The organism is Martinezella miluonensis (assembly GCF_900094545.1).
Lineage (GTDB): Bacteria > Pseudomonadota > Alphaproteobacteria > Rhizobiales > Rhizobiaceae > Rhizobium > Rhizobium miluonense.
The window spans coordinates 171,109-194,917 of record NZ_FMAH01000003.1; the positions used below are offsets into that span (position 1 = coordinate 171,109).

The window sequence follows — 23,809 nt, forward strand, 5'->3', positions numbered from 1 at the left end:
TCACAAAAATGGTGGCGGGTTTGCCCGCCACCGCGATTGGAATTGCTTTAGGCTTCCTGTCCGGCACCGAGGCGCGCGAAGCCGTCGGCATCCGCCGATCTCAAACGGGCCGCGGCGGCAAAGCCGATGACCCCCGCGATCAGAACGAGGCACGGCAGCAGAACCGCAAGCACGCCATTCGCTCCGGCGATCGCGCCGAAGTTCGCGGAAATGTAATAGACAAGCGCCAGAAGAATAAGCCCCGTCAGGATCGGCAGTACCTTCACCGCCAGCACGTTGCTTTCAAGCCCAGGATTACGGCTGAAGAAGATGACTATCGCAAAGGCGGTAAAGGCCATCAGAAGAATGATTGCGAGCGTTGCGACATTGGTCAGCCAGGAGAAGAGCCCCAGCACGGGATCCTGACCGGTCGCAGCAAAGAGCGCCACGACGAGCACGGCAATAACGGTTTGAATGATCGAGCCGACATGCGGGCTCTGGAAAACCGGGTGCGTGACGCCGACCGATTTCGGCAGCAGGCCTTCGCGACCGGCGACATACATGTAGCGCGCGACGCCATTGTGGAAGGCGAGGATGCCGGCAAATAGGCTGGTGATGAAGAGAACACTCATCACGATGGTGATCCAGTGGCCGACATAGCGCTCGGCAAGTCCGAAGAGGAACGTAGTCGGATCGGCAAGACCCTGCAAGGTGGGGACGAGCTTCTCGACGCCAGCCCCGGCCACCATCAGCCAGGAGGTCAGCATATAGAAGAGCCCGATGATCAGCACCGAGATATAGGTCGCGCGCGGTACGGTCTTGTGCGGCTCGCGTGCTTCTTCGCTGTAGATGGTCGTCGCTTCGAAACCGATGAAGGCGGCAAAGCAGAACAGGAGGCCGATTGCCGGCGTTCCGCTCCAGAAGGCGGTTGGCGTGAAGGGTGCGGCAGAAAGGCCGGCATCGCCGCCCTTGACGAAGATCGCGCCATCGATGACGAGGACGACGAGATATTCGAGAATGACGAGCACCGTCAGTACCTTCGCAGAAAGGTCGACACGGCGATAGCCGAAGACGGCAACGAAGGCGATGCCGATATAGCTCCAGACCCACCAGGGAAGGTCCAGGCCAAGCTGTTCGGCAAAGAAGCCCTTGGTCGCCGCGCCGAAAAGCCCTAGAACGCCGATCTGCATGGCGTTATAGGCGAGAATGGCGATCAGAGCGGCCGCACCGCCCATGAGACCGCCGAGGCCTCGGGCCGTATAGGCATAGAAAGCACCGGCGTTGCGGATATGGCGGGCCATGGCCACATAGCCGACCGCAAAAAGCAGCAAAATGCCCGTCACCAATAGAAAGGTCAGCGGAATGCCAGGCCCGTTGCCGAGCATCATCGATAGCGGCACGCCACCGGCAACCGCCGTTAGCGGCGCTGCGGCCGAGACGACCAGGAAGGTCACGGCGCCGACGCCGAGACTGTTTTTGCGCAGCTGATTCTCAGCCGCACCTTGCGAATTTTGCGTGTTCATCTGCGTTCGTTCCCCTTGTTGAGAGCATCCGATCGTCGCTGCGATTTCCCGCAAACGACCTCCACCAGAACCGGACTGACGAGCGGGGGCTTGAGCTTTTGTTGATTTTGCCGCCATCAGCGCTTGTGGTTCATTATTTGAACCTCAGCTTCAAATATAGACTTGCAAACATTCCCGGCCTCTGTCAAGTTATTTCGCATGTTAAGTATCTTGGGCCGCTGCTATCGTGCTGCGGCGCAAGGTCAACGAGCTGATTTGACGCAAGCTCCGGCTGGACGCACAAAACAGACGCTGACCAACCCAAGAGGAGGAACGATGAGCACGATCGGAAAGGCGCTTTCATTGCTGGATACCCTGTCACGGCTGGATAAGGAGGCGGGTCTGACAGACATCGCCAACCTGTGCGCGCTCGACAAGGCAACGGCACGACGCTTTCTGGTCGAGCTGGAGAAACACGGTTTCGTCGAGCAGGATCCAGATACGCGCCGATATCGGATCGGCTCGGCGCCGGTTCGCCTCGCCCGCATCCGGGAAGCGCGTTTCCCATTTCTGCGCATTGCCATTCCCTTCATCAAGACACTCGCCGAATCGTCGACCGAGACCGTGCATCTCTCTGAATTCTCAGGTGGGCAGCTCTCGACCATTTACGTGGAAGATTCGCCACGCGCGCACCGCATCATCGTCGATGTCGGCAGCCTCCTGCCCTTCCATGCCACGGCATCCGGCGTCGCTTTCCTGGCCCTCTGCCCGCGGACAAAAATCGATGAAGCTCTAAAGAAGCCGCTCGAGAAATTTACCGACCACACCGTCACCGATCCGCAGCTAGTGCGCGCCATGCTTAAAGAGACGGCAGCGCGCGGCTTTTCCATCAGCCATCAGGGCCTTGAGGCTGGCGTTATCAGCACGGCCGCGCCGGTGCGCACGCCGAGCGGCCATCCGATCGGCTGTGTGGCGATTGCCGCTCCGCTCTCGCGCACCACGAATGCTGCCATCCACGAATTCGGCGCACAGGTCGTCGCAGCGGCCAATGCGATCTCAGAAAAATACTACGGGTCGGAAAGACCCATGGGAACCATTGCAAAATGAGGAGGACAGATTGATGAACCCAACGGCTCCCTCGCCAAGAATTCTCGTCATCGGAACCGGTGACACCAAATCCGACGAACTGCAATTCATGGCATCCGTCATCGAGGACGCCGGCGGCAAGCCGGTCATGGTCGATGTCAGCATTCTCGGCGATCCGCCCTATGTCCCAGATTACTCCAGACATGATATCGCAAAAGCCGCCGCGACCACGATCGAGGCGATCGCCGAAAGCGGCGATGAAAACAGCGCCATGGCCGGCATGGCAAAGGGTGCCGCGGCACTGACGAAACGTCTCTACGATGACGGGCTGGTCGACGGGGTCATCGTCCTTGGCGGCTCCATGGGAACCGATTTGGCGCTCGACGTCGCTGCCATCCTGCCGCTCGGTGTGCCGAAATTCGTGGTTTCGACCATCGCCTATTCCCACCTCATTCCGCCCGAACGCATCGCGCCCGACCTGATGATGATTCTCTGGGCCGGCGGTCTTTACGGCCTCAACAGCATCTGCAGCTCGGTCCTGTCGCAGGCCTGCGGCGCCGTGGTTGGGGCAGCAAAGCATGGAACCAAGTCCGATCGCAAGCGTCCGCTCATCGGCATGACCTCGCTCGGTTCGTCCTGCCTGAAATATATGAAGTTTCTACGGCCCGAGCTGGAAAAGCGCGGCTATGACGTTGCCGTGTTCCATTCCACCGGCATGGGCGGGCGTGCCTACGAAGCGATCGCTTCGCAAGGGGGCTTTGCCGCCGTCTTCGACTTCTGCATTCAAGAGGTCAGCAATCATCACTACGACACCGTGGTTACCTCGGGACCGGACCGGCTCGAAAATGCCGGACGCGCCGGCATTCCGCAGATCGTCGCACCCGGCGCCGTCGACATGGTCGATCTTCAGGCATGGCGACCCTTGCCGGAGATCTTCGCCGAGCGCCCCTATCACGCGCATAACCGGTTGATCGGATCGGTGACGACATCGCCCGAAGGGCGGCGGGAAGTCGCCCGGCTGATCGGACGCAAGCTCGCAAGCGCCGACGCGAAGGTCGCCTTCCTGCTGCCGACCGAAGGCATCCAGGAATGGGACAAGCCGAACGAACCGCTGCACGATCCGGAGGGGCTTGCCGCCTTCGTGGAGGAAATGCGCCGTGCCGTGCCACCTTCCGTCGCCCTGCAAGAGGTCGATGCCCACATTAATTCTCCAGCTTTTTCAGCGGCCGCTCTCGCCGTCTTCGACCAATGGGTAGCTGAAGGCGTCATTCCGGAAGGAAGACCATGACATCGGAACGCGCTCTTATCCTCGATTTCGGCGGCGTCGTCACTCGTACGCTGTTCGAGACGCACGATATTACCGAACGTACGCTCGGCCTTCCAAAGGGGTCGCTGACATGGCTCGGACCGTTTGACACAGCCACGGATCCGCTCTGGGTGTCGATGCAGAACCGCGAGATCACCGAACGCGACTATTGGCTGACGCGGGCCGGAGAAGTCGGCAAAATGGTCGGCGAGACCTGGACCGACATGCAGACATTCGTGCGCCGTGCACGCGGTGCCGAGCCTGAGCTGGTGTTGCGTCCGGAAGCACGCGACGCCATCCTGCGGGTCAAGGAAGCCGGGCTCAAGCTGGCGATCCTGTCGAACGAGCTGGATCTCTTCTACGGCGTCGAGTTCCGCGAGCGTTTCCCGCTGATCGACCTTTTCGACGTCATCGTCGACGCCACCTACACGAAGGTCCTCAAGCCCGATCCCCGCTCCTACGAGCTCGTTCTTGCCGAACTCGATCTGCCACGCGAAGCCTGTGTCTTCGTCGACGACCAGAAGAAAAACATCGAGGGCGCCGAAGCCGTGAAACTGCCTCACGTGCAGTTCGACGTTACCCGCCCCGCCGAAAGCTATGCCCAAGCACTTGCGATGCTGGGACTCTGAACCAAGAGGAATTTAACATGCGCGAAACCAATTTCATCATTGAAAACAACGCCCGGCACCTTTGGCACCCGATGGCTCACCCGGCCGAAATGCAGGCGCATCCGCCGCGCATCGTTAATGCCGGAGAAGGCGTCGAGATCGTCGACATTCAGGGCAAGAAGGTGCTCGATGCGGTCGGCGGTCTTTGGAACGTCAATCTCGGCTACTCCTGTGAGCCGGTGAAGAAGGCGATCCGCGACCAGCTCGAGGAGCTGCCCTATTACTCAACCTTCCGCGGCACGACGAACTCGCCGCTGATCGAGCTCTCCTACGAACTCGCCGAATGGTTCAAGCCGGACGGTCTGAGCCGTTCCTTCTTCACCTCGGGTGGTTCGGATTCGGTCGAGACCTGCCTGCGGCTGGCGCGCCAGTACCATAAGGTCAACGGCCAGCCCGAGCGCACCAAGTTCGTCGCGCTGAAGAAGGGTTATCACGGCACGCATTTCGGCGGGGCCTCCGTCAACGGCAATCAGAATTTCCGCCGCAACTACGAGCCGCTGCTTCCCGGCGTCATCCACCTGCCCGCGCCCTTCCCCTATCGCAACCCATTCAATATCACCGATGGCGCAGAGATCGCAGCGGCGATCGGCAGGCTGTTCGAGGATGAAATCGCCTTCCAGGGTGCCGACACCATCGCGGCCCTGATCGTCGAGCCGGTGCTCGGCGCAGGCGGCGTCATCGTCCCGCACGAAACCTTCCTGCCGCTGATGCGCGAAATCTGCGACCGCCATGGCATCCTGCTGATCGCCGACGAGGTCATCACGGCTTTCGGCCGCACCGGCGCCTGGACCGGATCGCGTCTCTGGGGCGTCAAGCCGGACATGATGTCGACGGCAAAGGCGATCACCAACGGCTATTTCCCCTTCGGTGCCGTCATGATCTCCGACAAGGTCGCCGAGGTCTTCGAAAGCAACAAGAACTCGGTCGGCAATATCGGCCATGGCTACACCTATTCCGGCCACCCGGTCGGCGCCGCCGCAGCGCTGGCTACCTTGAAGGAAACCAAGCGGCTCGACGTGGCTTTCAATGCCGCTGCCCGCGGCGAAGAGCTCCTGGCCGGCCTGAAGGCGTTGCAGAACAAGCATGAACTGATCGGCGATGTGCGCGGCAAGGGCCTGATGTGCGCTCTCGAGCTCGTCAGCGACCGTGCGAAGAAGAGTGCGGCCGCCAAGGACGTCGTCCAGAAGGTCCATGATGCCACTTACGATGCCGGCGTGATGGTCCGCACCTCCGGCGCCAATGTCATCATGTCGCCGCCGCTGATCGTGACGGCCGCGGATGTCCAGACCATCCTGACCGCGCTCGATGCCGGCCTCTCTGCAGCGGGAGCCTGATCATGTCCGACAACGCAGTCCTCATCGCGCGGCGCGAGCGGCTTCTCGGCCGGAACATGTCGCTCTTCTATGAGGATCCGGTCCATCTGGTGCGCGGCGAAGGCGTCTGGCTCTGGGACGCCGACGGGAGAAAGTATCTCGATTGCTACAACAATGTGCCACATGTCGGCCATTGCCACCCGCGCGTGGTCGAGGCCATCACGCGCCAGGCGTCGACGCTGAACACGCACACGCGCTATCTGCACGAGGGCATTCTCAACTATGTCGAGCGGCTGACGGCGACTTTCGACAAGAGCCTTAATGCCGCGATCCTGACCTGCACGGGCAGCGAAGCCAACGACGTAGCGCTGCGCATGGCGCAGGCAATGACCGGCAAGACCGGCGTCATCGCTACCAACCACACCTACCACGGCAATACGACCGCCGTGTCGCAATTGTCGACGCGCATGCCGCCGGTCGGAGGTTTCGGTGGCCATGTCCGGCATGTACCCGCACCGGACAGCTATCGTCCGCTCGGTGGCGAAGGCGGCGACGCCTTTGCTACAGCTTTCGCAGCAGAGGTCGAGAAGGCGATCGCCTCACTTCAGGACAGCCCGCACGGCTTTTCCGCCATCATCATCGATCCGTTCTTCGCCAACGAAGGTTTCCCGGATCTGCCGCCGGGCTTCCTGGACAAAACGGTCGCCGCCGTACGGCGGGCGGGCGGTCTGGTTATTACCGACGAGGTGCAACCCGGTTTCGGTCGCACTGGCACACATATTTGGGGGCATCAACACGCCGGCATCGTTCCCGACATCGTCACCCTCGGCAAGCCGATGGCCAACGGCCATCCGGTCGGCGGCGTCGTTGCCAATGCCGATACGGTGAATGCCTTCCGCAAGGCGTTCCGCTACTTCAACACCTTCGGCGGCAATCCAGTCTCCTGCGCGGCAGCGATGGCGGTTCTGGACGTTATCGAAGATGAGAACCTCATCGAAAACGCCCGCAAGGTCGGCGAATACACGCGCGTTGCCTTCCAGAAGCTCGCGCAAAAGCATTCGATCATCGGCGACGTGCGCGGAAGCGGCCTCTTCATGGGGACGGAATTCGTACTCGACCGCGCGACCAAGGAACCCGCGCCGACACAGGCAACCCGGATCGTCAATGAAATGCGCGAGCGCGGGGTGCTGATGGGCAAAATCGGCATTCATCAATGCGCGACCAAAATCCGGCCGCCCATGCCCTTCACCACAGAGAATGCCGATTTCATGCTGTCGATTTTCGACGACGTGCTGTCGGGCTTGTGAGGCTGATATGGCTGACGAATTGCCGCAGGCCATACGGGATGCCCTGCAGAAGCGAGCGCTAGAGGCGCTCAACCATTGGGCGGTTCAGGCTCACGAACCGGTACTGATGAAATATCGGGAGAATGCCGTCTTTCGCATCACTCTCGACGACGGACAGTATGCCGCCCTGCGGCTGCATCGTCCGGGCTATCACGACGAGACGAGCCTGCGCTCGGAACTGCATCTGATGGCCGCACTCCGGCTCGGCGACCTCAACGTGCCGAGCCCTATTCCCACAAGCGACAGGCAAAGCCTTGTTCGGCTCCCGGCCAACCGGCAATTTTCCGAGCAGCACGCCGATATCGTTAGCTGGATCGACGGGGCGCCGCTCGGCCAGAGCGGCACACCGCTATCGCAATCGGCCGAGAAGCAGGTGGAAATCTTCTTCCGCGTCGGTAGCTCGATGGCGGCCATGCATAATCTCGCCGATGCCTGGGCGCCGCCGGAGCGGTTTCGCCGCCCGGCATGGGATGTAGAGGGCCTCGTTGGCGAAAAGCCGCTGTGGGGGCGATTCTGGGATTGCCCGGGCCTCTCGCACGGCGACGCCGCGGCGCTGACGGCATTGCGGGGCCAGCTGCGCCAGGCGCTTGAAAAGGTGCGGGAGCGCGGCCTCGACTATGGGTTGATCCATGCTGATCTCGTGCGCGAGAACATCTTCCTCACGGACAACGAAAGCGATGTCGCCTTCATCGATTTCGACGATGCCGGATATGGCTTCCGTCTTTTCGATCTTGCAACGACCTCGTTGAAGAACCGCAACGAACCTGCCTATCCGGAAATCGAAAAGGCGCTGATTTCAGGCTATCGAAGCCAGCGTGAGCTTACCGACGCCACGCTGGAATTCCTGCCGCTTTTCATGGTTCTGCGCAGCCTGACCTACATCGGATGGCTCGCCGAGCGGGCCGAAATTCCGAACGCCGCCCCGCGCCTGGCTCGCTACGTCAACGAAAGTCTGGAGTTGGCAAGAAAGCTCGACTCCATCGCTTGACTTCTACCGGAAATTTATTAACGTGTTAAGTAAATAAGAAATCGGGAGGACGTATGCCACATCTCGCCATCGAGTATTCGGCCAATCTTGACGGTCGCCCCGATATCGACGCGCTTTGCGAAAGGCTGCTGAAGACCGTGCTGGAAACCGGTCTTTTCGAGATCGGGGCCGTGCGCGTTCGTGCATTCCGCGCCGATCACTATGCCATCGCAGACAAGCTGCCCGAAAACGCCTTTGTCGATCTGAATTTCCGCATCGGCAAGGGTCGCACGGCTGATGAAAAGAAGCGCACCGGCGAGGCGATCTTTGCGGCGGCAACGGAGGTTCTAAGCCCCCTCTTTGCGACACCACATTTCGCACTGTCGCTGGAGATTCGCGAGATCGATGCGGAACTCAGCTGGAAGAAGAACGCCATCCATCCGCGGCTTCGCGGCAAGTGACCACGCCCGCCCGACGGGACGACATAACATCAAGGAAATAGACGATGTCCAAATTGCAGGAAAACATCGCAAAGGCCGAAAGCTTTCTGGCCCGGTTCAAGGAACGCGGTGTTCTCAACCGCATCAACGGCGAGGATGTCCCTGCCGACGACGGTTCGACCTTCGAGACCATTTCGCCGGTCGATCTGAAGCCGCTGGCCACTGTTGCCCGTGGCAAGGCGACCGATATCGATCGCGCCGCCAAGGCTGCAAAGGCCGCTTTCGCCGAATGGGCTGCCATGCCCGGCGACGCACGCAAGAAGCTTCTGCACAGGATAGCCGACGCGATCGTCGCACGCGCCGAAGAGATCGCCTTCGTCGAATGCATGGACACCGGACAGTCGCTGAAATTCATGGCCAAGGCCGCATTGCGCGGCGCCGAGAACTTTCGCTTCTTCGCCGACCGGGCCCCCGAAGCCCGCGACGGCAAGACGCTGCGCGCCGAAGGCCAGGTGAACGTGACGACACGCGTTCCGATCGGCCCGGTCGGGATCATCACGCCCTGGAACACGCCTTTCATGCTGTCGACCTGGAAGATCGCGCCGGCACTTGCCGCCGGATGCACCATCGTCCACAAGCCGGCCGAATTCTCGCCGCTGACGGCGCGGCTGCTGGTGGAAATCGCCGAGGAAGCCGGCCTGCCGAAGGGCGTATGGAATCTCGTCAACGGCTTCGGTGAGGATGCCGGCCGTGCACTGACGGAACATCCTTTGATCAAGGCCATCGGCTTCGTTGGCGAAAGCCGCACCGGTTCGATGATCATGAAGCAAGGCGCCGACACGCTGAAGCGCGTGCATTTCGAACTTGGCGGCAAGAACCCGGTCGTCGTCTTTGCCGATGCCGATCTTGAGCGCGCGGCCGATGCTGCCGTCTTCATGATCTACTCGCTGAATGGCGAACGCTGCACCTCCTCCTCGCGCCTGCTGGTCGAGGAAAGCGTCTACGACAAGTTCACCGCGATCGTCGCCGAGAAGGCCAAGCGCATCAAGGTTGGCCATCCGCTGGATCCGGAAACGGTCGTCGGCCCGCTCGTCCATCCCGTGCACGAGAAGAAGGTGCTGGAATATATCCAGATCGGCAGGTCCGAGGGTGCAACGCTTGCCGCCGGCGGCGAGAAGGTCAATGGCCCGGGCGGCGGTTGCTATGTCTCCCCGACCCTCTTTACCGGCGCCAACAACAAGATGCGCATCGCCCAGGAAGAAATCTTCGGGCCGGTACTAACAGCCATTCCCTTCAAGGACGAAGCCGATGCGCTCGCCCTCGCCAACGATGTCCAGTACGGCCTGACCGGCTATCTCTGGACCTCCGACGTCACCCGCGCATTCCGTTTCACCGATCATCTCGAAGCCGGGATGATCTGGGTGAATTCGGAAAACCTGCGCCATCTGCCGACCCCTTTCGGTGGGGTCAAGAATTCCGGCATCGGCCGCGACGGCGGCGACTGGTCCTTCGATTTCTACATGGAAACCAAGAACGTCGCCTTCGCCACCAAGCCGCACGCAATCCAGAAACTCGGCGGCTAAGCCGACCGCACGCATAAAGAGGAGGAACAAATGCCCCTGCCGAAACCCAATCTCTATCCGCCCTTCAACATCGTGCGCCTCAGCCATGTCGAATTCGGCGTCACCGATCTTGCCAAGTCCCGCGCCTTCTATGTCGACACGCTCGGCCTGCAGGTGACGGACGAGACGGCCGACACGATCTATCTGCGGGCGCTGGAAGAGCGCGGCCATCACTGCATCGTGCTGAAGAAATCCGACAAGGCCGAGGCCCGCGATCTCGGCTTCAAGGTTTTCGACGATGAGGATCTCGACAAGGCGGCGCATTTCTTCAAGGGCAAGGACCTGCCGGTGGAATGGGTCGAGCGCCCCTATCAGGCACGGACCTTCCGCACCCGCGACCCGCATGGCATACCCCTTGAATTCTATTCGAAGATGGATCGCCTGCCGCCGATCCATCAGAAATACGCGCTTTACAAGGGCGTCAAGCCGCTGCGCATCGACCACTTCAACTGCTTCTCGACCAATGTCGACGAAAGCGTTGCTTTCTATAACGAACTCGGCTTCCGCGTGACCGAATATACGGCGGACGAAGAAACCGGGCGCCTCTGGGCAGCGTGGACGCACCGCAAGGGCGGCGTCCACGACATCGCCTTCACCAACGGTCGCGGCCCGCGCCTGCACCACACCGCCTTCTGGGTGCCGACGCCGCTCAACATCATCGACCTGCTCGACCTGATGGCGACCACCGGCTGGGTTTCGAATATCGAGCGTGGCCCGGGCCGCCACGGCATCTCCAACGCCTTCTTCCTCTATATCCTCGATCCGGATGGCCATCGCATCGAGATTTACTGCTCGGACTACCAGACCGTCGATCCAGATCTGGAGCCGATAAAATGGGACCTCAAGGATCCGCAGCGTCAGACTCTTTGGGGCGCGCCCGCTCCCAAATCCTGGTTCGAACATGGTAGCCTGTTCGCTGGCGCAGTAGTCGCGGAACCGGAACTGAAGGCACAGCCGATTATCGCGCCTTAAGCGTTACCCTTGAGAGTGGGCGAAAGTGCGCGCTCTTTTCAACGTTATCCAGGCGAGGAGATAGTCATGAAATTGAAGGACGCAACGCTGTTCCGGCAGGCTGCACTGGTCGGCGGCGAGTGGATTGAAGCCGATCCATCCAATGCAATCAAGGTCGACAATCCGGCAACAGGCGAGATCATCGGCCTGGTTCCCAATCTGGGTGCTGCCGAGACCAAGAAAGCGATTGCCGCAGCCGAGGCGACCCAGAAGGAATGGGCCGCCCGCACCGCCAAGGAACGTTCCGGCATCCTGCGGCGCTGGTTCGAGCTGATGATGGAAAACCAGGATGATCTCGGACGCATCCTGACGGCCGAACAGGGCAAGCCGCTTGCCGAAGCCAAGGGCGAGATCGCCTATGGCGCAAGCTTCATCGAATGGTTTGCCGAAGAGGCCCGTCGCGTTTACGGCGACATCATCCCCGGCCACCAGAAGGACAAGCGCATTCTGGTCATGAAGCAGCCGATCGGTGTCGTCGCGGCGATCACCCCCTGGAATTTCCCGAATGCGATGATCACCCGCAAGGCCGGGCCTGCCTTTGCTGCCGGTTGCGCCATGGTGCTGAAGCCTGCCTCGCAGACACCGTTCTCGGCGATCGCCATCGCCATTCTTGCCGAACGCGCCGGCCTGCCCAAGGGCCTGTTCAGCGTGATCACAGGCTCGGCCCGCGCCATCGGCGGCGAGATGACCGCAAGCCCCATCGTGCGCAAGCTGACCTTCACCGGCTCGACCGAAGTCGGCGCCGAACTCTACAAGCAGAGCGCGCCGACTATCAAGAAACTCGGCCTTGAGCTTGGAGGCAATGCACCCTTCATCGTGTTCGACGATGCCGATCTCGATGCCGCCGTCGAAGGCGCTTTGATCGCCAAGTTCCGCAACAACGGCCAGACCTGCGTCTGTGCCAATCGTCTCTATGTACAGGATGGCGTCTACGATGCCTTTGCCGAGAAGCTCGCCAAGGCCGTCGGCACGCTCAAGACCGGCAACGGTTTCGACGAAGGCATCAATCTCGGCCCGCTGATCGACGAGGCAGCCCTTGCCAAGGTCGAGGAGCATGTCGCCGATGCCGTCTCCAAGGGTGGCCGCGTCATCTCCGGCGGTCATCGCCATCAGCTCGGCGGACGCTTCTACGAGGCAACCGTGCTGGCCGATGTCACCCCGGCCATGGCCGTTGCCAAAGAAGAGACCTTCGGACCGGTGGCTCCCCTCTTCCGCTTCAAGGATGAGGCCGATGTCATCGTTCAGGCCAACGACACCGAATTCGGTCTTGCCTCCTACTTCTATGCCAAGGACCTCGCCCGCGTTTTCCGCGTTGCGGAAGCCCTGGAATACGGCATGGTCGGCGTCAATACCGGCCTGATCTCGACGGCCGAAGCACCGTTCGGGGGCGTCAAGCTCTCCGGCCTCGGCCGTGAGGGTTCGCGCTACGGCATCGAGGAATTCACCGAAATCAAGTATGTCTGCCTCGGCGGCGTCGTCTGAGGTCAAAAACCAAGGCCATGAAAGCATGACCCATCCAAGATTCCTGTCCTTTTCGAGAAACGGCCGTCATGGTTACGGGCTTGCGGTCGACGGCGGTGTCGTCGACCTCTCCGCCCGCCACAGCGCGACATGGCCGACTTTGCGCGAAGTGATCGAGGCCGGTCGCCTCGTTCAGCTCGCGGAGGAAGCCAAGACGTTGAAGCCGGATTTCGCGCTCGACGACATCCGCTTCGAAATTCCCATTCCGTCGCCGGAAAAGATCATTTGCGTCGGGGTCAACTTCCCCGACCGCAACGAGGAGTACAAGGATGGGCAGGCTGCCCCTTCCAACCCCTCTCTCTTCATCCGCTTTCCACGTTCGTTCACCGGGCATGACCAGCCGCTGATCAGGCCGCCGGAAAGCCCGCAGCTCGACTACGAAGGCGAGATCGTCATCGTCATCGGCAAGGGTGGCCGACGGATTTCCGAAGCCGATGCCTTCAACCACATCGCGGCTCTTTCGCTTTGCAACGAAGGCACGATCCGTGACTGGGTGCGGCACGCGAAGTTCAACGTCACACAGGGCAAAAACTTCGACAATACCGGCTCGATCGGCCCCTGGCTGATCCCCTTCACCGATGCCGCCCAGCTCGACGACATCGAGCTTAAGACCCGCGTCAACGGCGAGGTGCGCCAGATCGACCGCACCAGCCGGATGATCTTCTCCTTCCGCAAGATCATCAACTACATCTCCACCTTCACCACGCTCGTCCCCGGCGACGTCATCGTCACCGGTACTCCGACGGGCGCCGGCGCCCGCTTCGACCCGCCGATCTGGCTGAAACCCGGCGACGTCGTCGAAGTCGAGGCCGATGGCCTCGGCATCCTGAAAAACACCATCGCCGACGAGGTGCTGTGATGCTGTCGCATGATGAAATCCTGGCCGCAGCCGAAAGCCTCGATCAGGCCGAGCGCACTCGTGTCCAGACCGGGCTGCTCTCGCTCAAGCATCCGCAAATAACCATGGACGATTCCTACGCCATCCAGAGCGCCTGGGTGCAGAAGAAGATCGCCGCCGGCCGCAAACCGATCGGCTGGAAGATCGGGCTGACGTCGAAGGCAATGCAATATGCCCTCAACATCGACATCCCCGATTCCGGCGTGCTCTTCGATGACATGGTCTTCGAAGACGGCGCGACCGTGCCGGCCGATCGCTTCATCCAGCCGCGCATCGAGGCCGAGATTGCCTTTGTGATGAAGGCGCCGCTCAAGGGGCCGAACGTCTCAATCTTCGATGTACTCAACGCCACCGACTATGTAACCCCGGCCCTCGAAATCCTCGACACGCGCATCCTTCGCGTCGATCCCGACACGAAGAAGGCGCGCACCATCGTGGACACCATTTCCGATAACGCCGCCAATGCCGGCATCGTCACCGGCGGCCGCGCCGTGCGGCCCGACCAGATCGACATGCGCTGGATGGGGGCGATCGTCAGCCGCAACGCCGAGGTCGAGGAAACCGGCCTTGGCGCCGGCGTCCTAAACCAGCCCGCACGCGGCATCGCCTGGCTTGCTAATCGCCTGTCGCAATATGGCGACGGCATTGAAGCCGGTCAGATCGTTCTTGCCGGTTCGTTTATTCGCCCGATCGAGGCGCGGCACGGCGATACGATCACGGCCGATTTCGGTCCTTACGGATCGGTCAGCCTGTTCTTTGCATGAAGGAGTAAGACATGCCTGCGCCCAAGAACCTTTTTAAACAGGCATTGAAGGAAGGGCGGGCGCAGATCGGCCTCTGGCAGGCCCTCGCCAATGCCTACACGGTCGAAATCTCAGCGGGCGCCGGTTACGATTGGCTCCTGCTCGACGCCGAGCACGCGCCGAACGACGTGCCGCTCCTCGTCTCGCAACTGCAGGCAATGAAGGGCACGGCGAGCCACGCGATCATTCGTCCGCCGATCGGCGAGACCTGGATCATCAAGCAGATGCTCGACATCGGCGCTCAGACCCTGCTCATCCCGATGGTCGACAGCAGGGAAATGGCCGAGACCATGGTCAAGGCGGTCAGATATCCGCCGCATGGCGTGCGCGGCGTCGGTGCGGCCCTTGCCCGCGCCTCCGCCTTCAACCGCATTCCCGACTATCTGCCGACGGCCAATGATGAGATCTGCCTGCTCCTGCAGGTGGAAAGCCGCGCAGGGCTTGAGGCGCTCGACGCCATTGCCTCGACCGAAGGCGTCGACGGCGTCTTTATCGGCCCCGCCGATCTCGCCGCCGACATGGGCTATCTCGGCAAGCCGGGCGCGCCGGAAGTGCAGGCGGAAGTCGAAAAGGCGCTTGCGAAAATTCAGGCTCATGGCAAAGCGGCTGGCATCCTGATCGGTGATCTCTCGCTGGCCAAGCGCTATCTCGAACTTGGTGCAACGTTCGTGGCGATCGGCAATGACGTCACGCTTCTCGCCAATGCCACCACGAAGCTTCTGGACGACTTCAAGAAGGCTGAAGCAGCAAAACCGCCTGCTGACGTGAAGGTTTACTGATCTCCGCGGACGCCTCTCGCAGATAAGCGGGAGGCGTCTACCAATCTCGCGGTGGAGGAGCCGTGCGATCAGACGCATTGTGCACGCTCAGTCAAAACGGACTGCACAGCTGGACGCGACGCCTGCGAACGCATCGGCCATGATGCTCGAGAAATCCAAGAGGAGGAAACATGCGTTTCAAGAACAAGACGGCCCTGATTACGGGTGGCGGCACGGGTATCGGCGCAGCGGTCGCGCGCCGCATCCGCCAGGAAGGCGGCAATGTCGCGCTTGTAGGGCGGCGTCCCGAGCCGCTTAGAAGCGTTGCCGACGAGATCGGCGCGACCATCGTTGCAGCCGATGCCGCCGATGGTGCCGCCATGAAGGCTGCCGTCGAGAAGGTCGTCGAGACGCATGGCGGGCTCGATATCCTGATTGCCAATGCCGGCGGCCACGGTGTCGGACCGACGGTCAGCATGTCGGATGAGACATGGGATCTCGCCGTTCGTCTCAACCTCAATACCGCATTCGTCAGCGCACGCGAATCCCTGCCCCATCTCATCAGGAGCAAGGGCAACATCGTCGTTCTCGCCTCGATCGCCGGGCTCTTTGCCGGGCCGGATGCGGCGGGCTACGTCACCATGAAGCACGGCTGTATCGGCCTCGCGAAATCGCTGGCGCGCGACTACGGCCGCAAGGGCGTTCGCACCAACACCGTCTGCCCCGGCTGGGTCACGACCGCCATGGCCGACGAGCAGATGGAGTTCATCGTCGAGAAATACAAGCTGAACAGCATCGAGGAAGCCTACGCGCTCGTCACCAAGGACGTGCCGCTTGGCCGGCCGGCAACCGCCGAAGACGTCGCCAACGCCGTCTGCTTCCTCGCCTCGGGCGAAGCTTCAATGATCAACGGCGCGGTCCTGACCGTCGACGGCGGCGCCGGCACGGTCGATCTGCCGACGCTGGCATTTGTGGAATAAGGGGGAGGAAATAGCGATGAACCAGAATCCAAAGGATTGGAAAACTTACGACCAATTCGCCTATGGCATCGACACAAACCGCCTGCCGGCGACGGATGCTCTTGCCGGCTCGTCTCACAAGGTTGCCTTTGATGATGGCCGCAAACTGGAGCTTGCCTTCGGCAAGGAGGACGTCAAATGGTCCGATGGCAAGGACAGCGCCACCGACAAGGCCGAAGTGATCGAAGTCGCGCCGAATACCTATTTCGTCGAGGTTGTCTTTGCCGGACGTTCCAAGGAAGCGGAAACGCTGATCCTCAACGTTGAGACGCGTCGCGCCCTGTCGATCTACTCGATCGTTCGCGAGCTGAAAGATTCGGTCGGTGAGCCACAGGTGGCACAGATCTTCCGTCCCGGCATCATCGAGGGCGGTGTTGTCAGCGGCCAGGCTCCGGCGGAAAGCCGCGACCTGATCGGGCTCAGAGCACATTTCACCTACAGCCCGAACCACGTTTACGAGCACACCTATCTGTCGTCGCAGCGCTATGCCTGGCAATGCCTCGTCGGCGTTCAGCGCGGCCATGGCGACGTCGACCTGACCACCACCTACAAGTTCGACGAAAACCACTACATCTTCACCTTCCGCGAATTCAAGATCGCGGTCGCATCGACATTCTTCTACAATTTCAACGACATGCGCTCGACGGGCAAATTCCTGGGCATCACCGGTGACGGACGCATCCAGAACAGCCCGGCCGGCGCTTTCATCCGCAAGGCCTCGATGACCTATTACCTGCCCGGCCAGGAACCAGTGTGAAGGATGGCACTATGCGAACAGCTTTCGATATCGTGAAGGCGCATTACGACGCCAACCTCCGCCGCGACATGGATGGCATGCTCGCCGACATCGCACCCGATTGCCGCTGGACCGAGATGGATGGTTTCCCCTGCGCCGGCACCTATGTCGGCCCGCAGGAAATCTTCAAGAATGTCTTTCAGGCACTCGGCCAGTCATTTGACGGATACACCTTCACGCTGGAACGCCTACTCAATGCCGGCGACGACGTGGTCGCCGTCGGCGAATATACCGCCACGAATAAGCAGACGGGCAAATCTTTCAAAGCCCGCGTCGTACACGTCTGGGGCGTAGCACAGGATAAGATCCGTCGGTTCGAGCAGTTCACCGACACACTTCGGGTGGCTGAATCGATGCGTTAATCGGTCGAGGCGGCCCAGCTCCAGGCCGGGTCGCCTCTCTATGCGATCCCAGCCCGACGCCATTGCGACGGCGAAACGCCGAAGCGATTGCGGAAGGCCCTGGAAAAATGCGCGCTGGATGAAAAGCCGAGTGCAAAAGCGATTTCAGATATTTCGCCGGCATAGCCTCCGGCTTCGCGCAGCTGTGCGGCAGCCTTCTGCAGACGCAAATTCCAGATATAGTCCGATGGCGTCAGGCATTCGACCTCGAATGCCCGATAGACATAGCGTACCGAGCAGCCCATGCGGCGCGCGATCATGGTGATGGTCAGGTCCGGCCGCTCGACATTGCTTTCGATGAAGTCCTTGATCCGCTGCAGCAGCAGATCAAGCGGATTTGCAACCGGCCTTGCCGGCTGTGAATCTGCGCCGATCACGGTGCGAACGAGATCGATCATGGTCTGGCCGATGCCGGCGCGCCGGGCTTCATCGAGGTGGCCGATCTCATGCATGGTCGATTCCATCAACGACAACAGGATGCGGCACATACCATCCTGCTCCGCATGCGCGGTGAACGGTGTCACCAGCCGCTCGATGGCGCGGTGCGAGAGCGCATGCCGCGGCAATTGTAGCAAAAGCTGGCGCACGGACGTGCTGTTGGTCAGCACGTAGGGCCGACGTGGATCATAGATGACAAGAGCATCGGTGTGGACCGGCGCATGCTGTCCGCCCTGCAAGAGCGAGGCTGTCCCTTCCGTCTGCAGGATCAACTTGATCGCATCCGGATCATCCGGCCCCGCCGTGACGCGTTCGCCGAAAACGACATGCCGATCCGCCTCCAGGCGGGTCAGCCGGCATGCGCCGAGCATCGCCGACACCATACGGCTCTTGTTCTCGTCAGCTGCGCCGAAATCAAGCCGGACATTGCCGAAGAGATTGCGGGCCAGCCCGGCAAAGTCTCGCCCTCCGGCGATGTCGACATGACGTTGAAGCGCGGCAGCCATGATAGACCCCTCAAGACGTGAGATATCCGCCATCGACCGGCAGGCAGGCGCCCGTCACATAGCGAGCCGCCTCCGACGAAAGGAAGACGATCGCATCGGCGATTTCCTCGGCAGCGCCCCATCTGCCGGCAGGAATGCGCCGGAGAATAGGTCCGCAAGCAGCCTCATCGGCGAAAAGCGCTCGGCTAAGCGGCGTGACGATCCAGCCGGGAGCAACAGCGTTGACGCGGATTCCCGCTTGCGCATACTCCAGCGCCAGCGATTTCGTCAGCTGCACGATCGCTCCCTTGCTCGCCGCATAGGCCGGACGGTCGGCGGCGCCGAAGGTCGAATACATTGAAGCGATGTTGACCATCGCCGAGCCGGCCTGCATGCGCGGACGCGCGAGCCGGCAGCAATCCATGACCGATGTCAGGTTGATCGCCATCACCTCGTCGAACACAGCCTTCGCCCATTCACCGCGATCGCGACTGACGCCGGTGCAATTGACCAGGACATCGATCGTTTCGACAGATGCGAAGAAAGCTTCGAGCGCCCCTGGCACGAGCACATCGACTTCATGGTTTTCGATCCGAGGTCCGGCGGGCGCCTTCGATGCGCCGAGGCCGCAACTCACAACACGGGCACCAAGCTCGGCAAAGCGCTGCACGCTGGCAGCACCTATGCCCGATGTGCCTCCGGTGACGACGATCGTTCGTCCGGTAAAAAGATCGGAGGAAAACGTCATGGCAGCTCCTTCCTATCAGCTGGCGAGATAGGCGCCGTGGAGAATGTCCGGCTGCGCCTTCAAAGTGGCGGCGGAACCGTCGAAGACGAGGCGTCCCCGCTCCAAAACAAGCGCTTGATCGGCGAGATCGAGAGCGAGGTTGGCGAACTGCTCGATCAGGAGAACGCCGATACCGCCGGCGGCGGCGATCTTCAGCGCCTCGGCCAGCCGCTTGACGACAGTAGGCGCCAAGCCGAGAGACAATTCATCGACGATCATGAAGCGGGGCTTGGCGACGAAAGCCTGCGCCATCGCCACCATCTGCTTCTGCCCGCCGGAAAGATCCGATGCCGATTGGCGACGGCGCTCGGCAAGTTCAGGAAATATTTCGTAGGCGCGCTCCAGCCCTTGCCTGCGGGCATTGGCCGACGGATCGAGAGCGGCAACAAGGATATTGTCCTCGACGGTGAGCTGCCCCAGCACGCGATGACCTTCCGGAACGAGCGCGAGGCCCGCACGACGAATACGATCGGGCGCAAAGCCATCGAGCACACGACCATCGAGACGCACCGAACCGCCGCGCGGCAAGGCGCCCGCGATGGCCATGACGGTGCTCGACTTCCCAGCGCCGTTGGCGCCAAGCAGCGTCGTCACCTTGCCGGCGGTGACCGAGAAGGAAACATCGTGAACAACGCGCTTGCCGCCACGCTCGACGACAAGATTTTCGACGCGGACTTCGGACGTGCCGGTCATCTCAGAATTCCCCCAGATAGGCGCGACGCACGTTGGGATCCGCAAGCACGGCATGGGTCGGGCCGAGCGCAAGAAGCTTGCCGTAGTCGAGCACCATGGTCTCGCTGCACATGGAGCGGATGAGGTCGACATCGTGATCGATGATCAGCACCTGTGCCCTGAATTCCGCCGGGATGCGGAGAACCAGTTCGCGAAATGCCTTGCCCTCCTCCTCAGTCAATCCGGCGGCCGGTTCGTCGAGCAGGATGAGCTTCGGGTTGCCGATCACACATTTCGCAAGCTCGACGAGACGACGCTGAAACAGATTGAGCGACTGACCGAGCCGATCGGCAACTGACGTCAGACCGACAAAGGAGAGAGCCTGGTCGACGGCGCCGGAACGATGTCCCACGGGTACGACATGGTCGGCGATCGCAGCGATATTACCGGAAACCGTCAGGTCTTCGACGACCTGCTCGGTCTGGAACGAACGCCGCAGGCCCGCACGCACGCGCTGAAGCGGCGACATCGGCAACAGAGCCCGTTCGCCCAGCGAAACCGCGCCCTGAACCGGCCTGACGAAACCGGAGAGCACATTGAGCAGCGTGGTCTTGCCCGCGCCATTCGGGCCAATGAGGCCGGCCACCGGAGCCGTCAGCACCGCGCTGAGTTCATTGATCGGCCGCACGCCGCCGAACTGAACGACGAGATTTTCGATCTTGATCATCGCTCCCTCCCCGGGAAAAGCCTATCTCCGATCCAGGCGATCACGCCCGATACCTGACCGGCAATGCCCGTCGGTGCCGTTGCCAGCGCGTGGAACAGCGCCATGCCGAAAATCCCGATCGTCACATAGCCGTCGATGCCAAGGTCGGTCAGCAACGCCGGCACGGCACGCAGCAGTAGCCCGGCAATCAGGGCGCCGTACCAATTGAACACACCGCCGACGATGGCCAGCGCAAAGAGATTGAGGCTATCGAAAGCGCCGAAGGCGCGCCCGTCGAGCTGGCCGACATTGCCGGCGAGCAGGCCGCCGGCAAGACCGGCCAGAAAGCCGCTCAGCGCAAAGGCCCATGCCTTGTAGATCAGAACATTGACACCGCTTGCAACGGCGACGGTCTCGCCCTTGCGGATCAGTGCCCAGGCGCGGCCCGGACGAGCAAGTTTGTGCCACTGCGCAATCAACAGGCCGATTGCCGCCGCCGCGCAGACATAGAGGAAGTAGGCAACCTCACCATCGGCGATCAGAGGCCTTGCCAACATCTGGCGCCCGGAACCATCTGCCCGCCCGAGGAAGCCCGGACCGCCGTCCGGAAAGCCCCAGGCGCTGATGACGATCTGGAACGCGCCGGCCAGCATCAGCGTGACAAGCGCCAGATAAAGGCCGCGCAGCCGCAACGCCGGCACGCCGAACGCCAGCCCCACCACCGAGGCAACGATCCCGCCGGCAAGCAGGCTGACCTCGAACGGCGGATGAAAGCCATGACCGACACGAAGCGTCACCCAGCCGCCGACGCCGACGAGCGCAAACTGGCAGAGGGAGACCAGGCCAAGCTGGCCGTAAAGAATGGCAAGCCCGGCAACCGAGAGTGACAAGGCGACAGCGGATGTTGCAGCCGAGAGCCAGAAGGAATTGGCAAGGAGAGCGACGATCATCGAGAAGATCGCCATCGTCACCGGAACATGCAGAAGCTGCTTGGGCAAGCGCACCATCGATATGCCTTCGGCGTTGGAGGCGATTGTCTGGTCCTGAACGGTCATCGGTCTTTCAACGCGGCTCTCGCCGTGCCTCCCAGGATCGTGACTGCAACGAGCGCGATGACGAAGGGGGCCGCCGCGCGATAGGGCGATATCCAGGGGATCGGCGTCAGCACGGCTTCAGCGATACCAATCAGAATGCCGGCAACAGCGGTTTCCCAAAGCGAGCGCAATTGGCCAAGGATCGCGGCCGCGATCGCCGGGATGACGAGCAGGGTCAGGAACGTTCCCTGCAAGCGGACGAGGTCGGCGAGCAATAGGCCGGCAAAGCCGGAAAAGATGCCTGTGATGATCCAGGCGGCGGTTTCCGTATAGAGAATACGCACACCAAGGACCGCACTGAGATCACGGTCATTCGCAAGAGCTCGCATATCGAGACCAAGCCGGGTGCGGTTCAGCAACAGCGTGATGGCGACGACCATGGCGGCGGCCAGGATGATGGCGATGATGCGCGTGTAGGTCAGGCGAACGGCGAAGAGAGAAACGAACATCTGGTCGGTGGGAAACTGCAGGCGGCGCGGCAGCTCGCCCCAGATGACCCCCATGATCGCGATCAGGAGGAGAGCCGGCGCCAGCGTTCCCACCGCACGTACGACGATGTCGCGATGCGACAGCATGGGTGCGAAAATCCGACCATATAGAAAGCTGATCGTGGTGGAGACGGCAACGGCTGCCAGAATAGCAGCAACGAGCGGCATCTTCCACTCAAGCAGCTGCCAGGCACAGTGGGCGCCGATGGCACCGAAAGCACCGAAGGCAAAATTGAGAACGCCGGTCGCTCGAAACAGAACGACAAGGCCGACGCCGGACAAGGCATAAACGGCACCGATTCCCAGCCCGGAAATGACGAAGGGTAGAAAGTTCATGGATCGATCCTCTCGGGTCGCTCGGTTCCGCAGCGTTGCAGCCGCGGAACCGATGGCAAGCTTCAGGACTTAGTTGAGGCCGGCAGACTTTTCGAAAGCACGGATGTCCTTCAACTCCGGATCGGGCGACGGTGCGCAGTCGGAGACGACCTTCCACTTGCCGCCTTCGGCAACGGCCATGCTCGTCGTCGAATTGGCATTGTGACGGGTCTGGCCATCACCGAAGTACCAGGGAGCGCAGAAGATATCGCTCTTGAAGTCCTTGATCTGCTTCACGGCGGCGGACGCGGTCTCACGGTTGATCTTGGCCGGATCGAGCGTCATCAGCGCCTTTTCGGCGACGCGCGCCGCCAGATAACCGGCCTGAGCGAAGGTATCGCGCGGGTCGGACTTCTGACCGTACTGATCCATGACGGCAAGCCAGTTCTGATTGTCCGGCGTGGTTACCTCGAGATCATTGAACTCCATGTTGACGTAGAACTTGCCATCCCAACCCGAGCCGATGGTGGATGGAACGGAGAGGTCATAGGCAGAAGCGGCGCTCAAGAAGGTAATCGACTGGTTCAGGCCCTGCTCTTCGGCTGCCGTTAAAAGCGGCACCGCAACACCCTTGGAAAGGCCGAGAACGATAACGTCAGGCTTGCTGGCAGCTGCCTGCAAGATGACGGATGTCGCATCGGCAGAGCCCGGATCCATCAGGATCGTCTGTGCGGCAAAGCCTTTTTCCTTGGCGAGCAAAGCGACGCCATCACACGACCAGGTACCGACATTCGGGATGTTCGGTGCGATGCAGACGACCGATTTGGCATGGAGCTTGTCAAGCGCATAGCCCATCGCACCCAGCATGGAGACGCGCGGTCCGGCGTTGGTCGGCGCGATGTTGTCGGCAAAGAAGCATTCGCGCGGCACGCCGACACCGGCCAGGACCAGAATGCCAGCCTTCTTGTAGAGCTCGGCATTGGCGCCGCATTCGACATAGCTCGAATTGCCGACCATCAGCACGGCCTTCTGATCATTGACGAGCTTGGCTGCCAGCTGCGCGGCGATCTCCGGGTTCCACTGGTCGTCCTCGATCAGATATTTGACCGGCCGCCCCTTGATGCCGCCATTGGCGTTGAGGCAATCGAAATAGGCCTTTGCCGATTTGGTCGAGTTCGAGAAATCGTCCGGACCGGTCTTGCCGGTGATGGCCCCGATGATGATCGGCTCGCCGGTTGCCGGCTTGCCGGTGTTGTCGCCGCAGGATGCAGCCGCATGCGCGCTGAACGCCGAAACGAGCGTCAGGAAAAGGCCGATCGCCAGCCCTCTGAGATTGATAGGCATTGTCTCCTCCAGTTTGTTGTCCCGCTCCCCACGGGATCTTTGCT

At 61.4% G+C, this 23,809-nt stretch carries 24 protein-coding genes; 16 read left to right on the forward strand and 8 right to left on the reverse strand.

Annotation, left to right across the window (positions count from 1 at the left end; all coding sequences use genetic code 11):
* Positions 1-47 precede the first annotated feature (47 nt).
* A complete protein-coding gene (locus GA0061102_RS04805) occupies positions 48-1,502 on the reverse strand; it encodes an APC family permease (RefSeq protein ID WP_092844538.1) in 1,455 nt (484 codons plus the stop codon).
* A gap of 315 nt (positions 1,503-1,817) precedes the next feature.
* Here GA0061102_RS04805 and GA0061102_RS04810 point away from each other — a divergent pair, with 315 nt between their 5' ends.
* The 16 genes from GA0061102_RS04810 (at position 1,818) to GA0061102_RS04885 (ending at position 17,397) form a co-directional block, all read left to right on the forward strand.
* Positions 1,818-2,588, forward strand: coding sequence for an IclR family transcriptional regulator (locus GA0061102_RS04810; protein ID WP_092844539.1), 771 nt, complete (start codon positions 1,818-1,820; stop codon positions 2,586-2,588).
* A 13-nt stretch (positions 2,589-2,601) separates the two neighbouring features.
* On the forward strand, positions 2,602-3,855 hold the full coding sequence (locus GA0061102_RS04815) for a Tm-1-like ATP-binding domain-containing protein (RefSeq protein WP_092844540.1): 1,254 nt from the start codon (positions 2,602-2,604) through the stop codon (positions 3,853-3,855).
* Positions 3,852-4,502: an HAD-IA family hydrolase gene (locus GA0061102_RS04820; RefSeq protein WP_092844541.1), complete on the forward strand. Its 651-nt coding sequence runs from the start codon at positions 3,852-3,854 to the stop codon at positions 4,500-4,502. The genes GA0061102_RS04815 and GA0061102_RS04820 overlap by 4 nt, the downstream gene beginning before the upstream one ends.
* 17 nt (positions 4,503-4,519) lie before the next feature.
* Positions 4,520-5,875, forward strand: a complete 1,356-nt coding sequence (locus GA0061102_RS04825; protein ID WP_092844542.1) for an aspartate aminotransferase family protein — start codon at positions 4,520-4,522, stop codon at positions 5,873-5,875.
* Positions 5,876-5,877: 2 nt separating this feature from the next.
* Positions 5,878-7,161 carry an aspartate aminotransferase family protein gene (locus GA0061102_RS04830; protein WP_092844543.1) on the forward strand — a complete coding sequence of 428 codons (1,284 nt, stop codon included), beginning with the start codon at positions 5,878-5,880 and terminating at the stop codon, positions 7,159-7,161.
* 7 nt (positions 7,162-7,168) lie between these two features.
* Positions 7,169-8,188, forward strand: coding sequence for a homoserine kinase (locus GA0061102_RS04835; RefSeq protein ID WP_092844544.1), 1,020 nt, complete (start codon positions 7,169-7,171; stop codon positions 8,186-8,188).
* A 53-nt stretch (positions 8,189-8,241) separates the two neighbouring features.
* Positions 8,242-8,628: a 5-carboxymethyl-2-hydroxymuconate Delta-isomerase gene (locus GA0061102_RS04840; protein WP_092844545.1), complete on the forward strand. Its 387-nt coding sequence runs from the start codon at positions 8,242-8,244 to the stop codon at positions 8,626-8,628.
* Between the two features lie 44 nt (positions 8,629-8,672).
* On the forward strand, positions 8,673-10,190 hold the full coding sequence (gene hpaE / locus GA0061102_RS04845; RefSeq protein WP_092844546.1) for a 5-carboxymethyl-2-hydroxymuconate semialdehyde dehydrogenase: 1,518 nt from the start codon (positions 8,673-8,675) through the stop codon (positions 10,188-10,190).
* Positions 10,191-10,220: 30 nt separating this feature from the next.
* A complete protein-coding gene (hpaD, locus tag GA0061102_RS04850; RefSeq protein ID WP_092844547.1) occupies positions 10,221-11,201 on the forward strand; it encodes a 3,4-dihydroxyphenylacetate 2,3-dioxygenase in 981 nt (326 codons plus the stop codon).
* A 66-nt stretch (positions 11,202-11,267) separates the two neighbouring features.
* Positions 11,268-12,722: an NADP-dependent succinate-semialdehyde dehydrogenase gene (gene gabD / locus GA0061102_RS04855; protein ID WP_092844549.1), complete on the forward strand. Its 1,455-nt coding sequence runs from the start codon at positions 11,268-11,270 to the stop codon at positions 12,720-12,722.
* Between the two features lie 25 nt (positions 12,723-12,747).
* Positions 12,748-13,620, forward strand: a complete 873-nt coding sequence (locus tag GA0061102_RS04860; RefSeq protein ID WP_092844789.1) for a fumarylacetoacetate hydrolase family protein — start codon at positions 12,748-12,750, stop codon at positions 13,618-13,620.
* Positions 13,620-14,423 (forward strand): 2-oxo-hept-4-ene-1,7-dioate hydratase, encoded by an 804-nt coding sequence (gene hpaH, locus GA0061102_RS04865; protein WP_092844551.1) that lies wholly within the window; start codon positions 13,620-13,622, stop codon positions 14,421-14,423. The genes GA0061102_RS04860 and hpaH overlap by 1 nt, the downstream gene beginning before the upstream one ends.
* A gap of 11 nt (positions 14,424-14,434) precedes the next feature.
* A complete protein-coding gene (gene hpaI / locus GA0061102_RS04870; protein ID WP_092844553.1) occupies positions 14,435-15,241 on the forward strand; it encodes a 4-hydroxy-2-oxoheptanedioate aldolase in 807 nt (268 codons plus the stop codon).
* A gap of 170 nt (positions 15,242-15,411) precedes the next feature.
* Positions 15,412-16,200 carry an SDR family NAD(P)-dependent oxidoreductase gene (locus GA0061102_RS04875; protein WP_092844555.1) on the forward strand — a complete coding sequence of 263 codons (789 nt, stop codon included), beginning with the start codon at positions 15,412-15,414 and terminating at the stop codon, positions 16,198-16,200.
* Positions 16,201-16,216: 16 nt separating this feature from the next.
* Entirely contained in the window at positions 16,217-16,996 is a 780-nt protein-coding gene (locus GA0061102_RS04880; RefSeq protein ID WP_092844557.1) for a MoaF C-terminal domain-containing protein, read from the forward strand.
* A gap of 11 nt (positions 16,997-17,007) precedes the next feature.
* A complete protein-coding gene (locus GA0061102_RS04885) occupies positions 17,008-17,397 on the forward strand; it encodes a nuclear transport factor 2 family protein (protein ID WP_092844559.1) in 390 nt (129 codons plus the stop codon).
* Between the two features lie 38 nt (positions 17,398-17,435).
* Here GA0061102_RS04885 and GA0061102_RS04890 read toward each other — a convergent pair whose 3' ends face one another.
* From GA0061102_RS04890 to GA0061102_RS04920, 7 genes are all read right to left on the reverse strand, one after another.
* The gene (locus GA0061102_RS04890) at positions 17,436-18,380 is read right to left on the reverse strand and encodes an AraC-like ligand-binding domain-containing protein (RefSeq protein WP_092844561.1); all 945 of its coding nucleotides are present in this window, start codon (positions 18,378-18,380) and stop codon (positions 17,436-17,438) included.
* Positions 18,381-18,390: 10 nt separating this feature from the next.
* Complete coding sequence (locus GA0061102_RS04895) at positions 18,391-19,107, reverse strand: SDR family NAD(P)-dependent oxidoreductase (RefSeq protein WP_092844563.1); 717 nt, start codon at positions 19,105-19,107, stop codon at positions 18,391-18,393.
* 15 nt (positions 19,108-19,122) lie between these two features.
* Entirely contained in the window at positions 19,123-19,839 is a 717-nt protein-coding gene (locus GA0061102_RS04900) for an ABC transporter ATP-binding protein (protein WP_092844565.1), read from the reverse strand.
* Position 19,840: 1 nt separating this feature from the next.
* Complete coding sequence (locus tag GA0061102_RS04905) at positions 19,841-20,545, reverse strand: ABC transporter ATP-binding protein (protein ID WP_092844567.1); 705 nt, start codon at positions 20,543-20,545, stop codon at positions 19,841-19,843.
* Entirely contained in the window at positions 20,542-21,579 is a 1,038-nt protein-coding gene (locus GA0061102_RS04910) for a branched-chain amino acid ABC transporter permease (RefSeq protein ID WP_092844569.1), read from the reverse strand. The genes GA0061102_RS04905 and GA0061102_RS04910 overlap by 4 nt, the downstream gene beginning before the upstream one ends.
* Positions 21,576-22,442 carry a branched-chain amino acid ABC transporter permease gene (locus tag GA0061102_RS04915; protein ID WP_092844571.1) on the reverse strand — a complete coding sequence of 289 codons (867 nt, stop codon included), beginning with the start codon at positions 22,440-22,442 and terminating at the stop codon, positions 21,576-21,578. Before GA0061102_RS04915 ends, GA0061102_RS04910 begins: the two co-directional genes overlap by 4 nt.
* Before the next feature lie 69 nt (positions 22,443-22,511).
* Entirely contained in the window at positions 22,512-23,765 is a 1,254-nt protein-coding gene (locus GA0061102_RS04920) for an ABC transporter substrate-binding protein (protein WP_092844573.1), read from the reverse strand.
* Positions 23,766-23,809 lie beyond the last annotated feature (44 nt).